The sequence below is a fragment of the Symbiobacterium sp. genome, assembly GCF_040797425.1.
In the GTDB taxonomy this organism is placed as follows: Bacteria; Bacillota; Sulfobacillia; order Symbiobacteriales; family Symbiobacteriaceae; genus Symbiobacterium.
The window spans coordinates 1-1,997 of sequence record NZ_JBFNEH010000123.1; the positions used below are offsets into that span (position 1 = coordinate 1).

General features: G+C 68.4%; 2 protein-coding genes. Both read right to left on the reverse strand.

Translation table 11 applies throughout. The features are described from left to right. Window positions 1-44 precede the first annotated feature (44 nt). Window positions 45-863: a Cof-type HAD-IIB family hydrolase gene (locus AB2385_RS16955; RefSeq protein WP_367656188.1), complete on the reverse strand. Its 819-nt coding sequence runs from the start codon at window positions 861-863 to the stop codon at window positions 45-47. Between the two features lie 62 nt (window positions 864-925). After that, window positions 926-1,183: a hypothetical protein gene (locus AB2385_RS16960; RefSeq protein ID WP_367656189.1), complete on the reverse strand. Its 258-nt coding sequence runs from the start codon at window positions 1,181-1,183 to the stop codon at window positions 926-928. Window positions 1,184-1,997: the final 814 nt, after the last annotated feature.

Consider the following 1,997-nt stretch of genomic DNA (forward strand, 5'->3'; position numbering starts at 1 on the left):
GTCCTATAGGTTAACATATGGGGGCGGTGCGACGCAATCCTCACTCACTGAATGGGCCGGCCCACCTCGCGCCCTTCCAGCAGGGCCTCCAGCACGGCCGCCACCCCGTCCTCCATGTTGGAGAGAGTCTCCCGCCGGGCCACGGCCTTGAGGCCCGGGTGTGCGTTCGCCACGGCCACACCCAGACCGGCTGTGACCAGTAGGTCGAGGTCATTGAGGTAATCGCCGATGGCCAGCGACCGCTCCCTGGGGATGCCGAGGTATTTCAGCAGGGCCGTCACGCCGGCGCCCTTGCCACCGGCCGGGGGCAGGACCTCGAGGTACTTGGGGCTCGAGCGGACCAGCTTCACCGGCAGGTGGGCGCCGACGATGGCCTCCGCGACCTGGTCCAGCTGCTCCGGCTCACCGATGGTCAGGATCTTCATCACGGTGCCCGCCGTGGCCGGGGAAAGGTCGGGCTGCACGTCCACTGTGATGCCGTCATGCTGCAGGTGCTCTTCGATCACAGCGGTCATCTGCCGCACGGTCGCCCGGCGGGTGTTGTGAACGAGAATGTGGAGCCCGGCCTCCTCCAGCAGGGGCCACACGCCCGCCACCGCGTCGCTGGCCAGCGGCTGGACGAAGAGATCGCGGTCGGTCACCGGGTCGTAGAGCAGGGACCCGTTGAGCAGGACCAGCGGCGTCTTCACCTGCAGGTCCCGGAAGTAGCGCTGCGAGGCCTCCACCCCGCGCCCGGTGGCAAACGAAAACCGGCCGCCAGCCGCCTCGAACCGCCGGATCGCGTCCTTGTTGCGCTGTGAGATGGTCTTGTCGTCACGCAGCAGGGTGCCGTCCAGGTCGGAGATGACGAGATCGTACTGCAAACCTGACTCATCCTTTGCTCTTCGGACATGTTGCCGGGAGGGACCCCGGATCGTCTGTGCACTCACGCGCCCGATCGGCTGGCAGATCCTTCGCAATAGGCCCGGTCCTCCACCCGCAGGACCTGCGGGTTCATGAGCTGGGCGAGGGACACCAGCATGACCACGCCACCCAGCAGCGCCAGGCCGGCGCCGGGGTCCAGACTGGTCAGCAGCGCCAGGCTGGCACCGGGGTCCAGGCGGGCCAGCAGCGCCCAGGCGGAGCCGGGGACCCACCCCCTGCCTGGCGAGGCCGGGCAGGGTGACGAGGAACGCGGCCCCAACCGGCGACAGCACTGAAGAGAGCGACCAGATAGTCTGCATCATGCCGTTGGCCCGGGGCAGCTGTTCCTCGTGACCAGCATGGCGTAGGAGACGTCGAAGGTCGAGTGGTGGATGGCGCCGGTCACGGCGCAGATCCCGGCCATCAGCAGGACCATCCAGGCCCTGAGGAGGGGGCAGAACCGAACGCCGACACCGCTGGCGACGCCCACAGGAACACGAAAGCCCGATACCCGTCGGCGGAGGCTGGTAACCCATCCGGTGCGCTCCCTCCAGGTGCAGCGACCGAAAGGTTCGCCACCCGAGCGGCTGATCCCTCCCTCCGGGCGGCCCGGTCCGCAGCCGGTCCCGCCGCGGCACCTGCGTCGGGTCGCCGGTCACACCGGTCGCCCTGGGTTCAGCCCGCCCCATCACGGGGTCGCGCTTTCGCCCCAGGCCCGGCAGAAGGCCCCGGTCGCCCGTCACGCCGGTCGACCCGAACTCAGCCCGACCGCATCACCGGGTCCGGCTTCTCTCGCACCTCCCTGCGATTCTCTATCACTTCGCACCTGAAACACCCCTCCCCACCGTCTCCCACCCCACCCGGACAACCCAGAACATCACCCCCGAAAGGGCGATCCCGACCCGGGGGCAACCGTTCTGACAGTTTTTCGCACCCCTCTGCCCCATCCCCCTGCGATTTTCTGTCACTTCGTGTCTGAAATATCCCTCCCCACCGTCTCCCACCTCGCCCCGACCACCCAGAACATGACCCCCGGACCGGCGATCCCGACCCGGGGGCAACCGTTCTGACAGTTTTTCGCACCCCTCTGCCCC